Below are 285 nucleotides of genomic sequence, written 5' to 3'. Positions count from 1 at the left end.
AATGAAATAATTTAAAAATGAAGAAGATATACATAGGTTTAAGTTTGTGCTTTTTACTGGTATCGTGTGGTAGTAGTTTTCAAGGGTTTTATAACAATCATAAAGCAGATATGGGAACCACATCTTTTCAAGTTCCTAATTTTATGAAAGCAGTTTTAAGTCAAATTTCACCTGAAGTAAAACATGCTATCGGTAATATATCAGTCTTGAAATTTATAAAGTTTGATGCGCTTAGTAAGTTTAAACGTGAGAGTTTAATTGCTGAAATGAATGCCGTAACTAATA

The 285-nt window shown here is 29.5% G+C and carries 1 pseudogene; it reads left to right on the top strand.

Annotated elements, in window-relative coordinates:
- Positions 1 to 17 precede the first annotated feature (17 nt).
- Positions 18 to 285 (top strand): annotated as a pseudogene (locus V6246_RS18370) (DUF4252 domain-containing protein); the annotation flags it as partial.

This window comes from Algibacter sp. TI.3.09, assembly GCF_038154905.1.
Taxonomy (GTDB): domain Bacteria; phylum Bacteroidota; class Bacteroidia; order Flavobacteriales; family Flavobacteriaceae; genus Algibacter.
The sequence above is the reverse complement of the archived record's forward strand: the minus strand, read 5'-3'. Positions and strand labels throughout refer to the sequence as shown.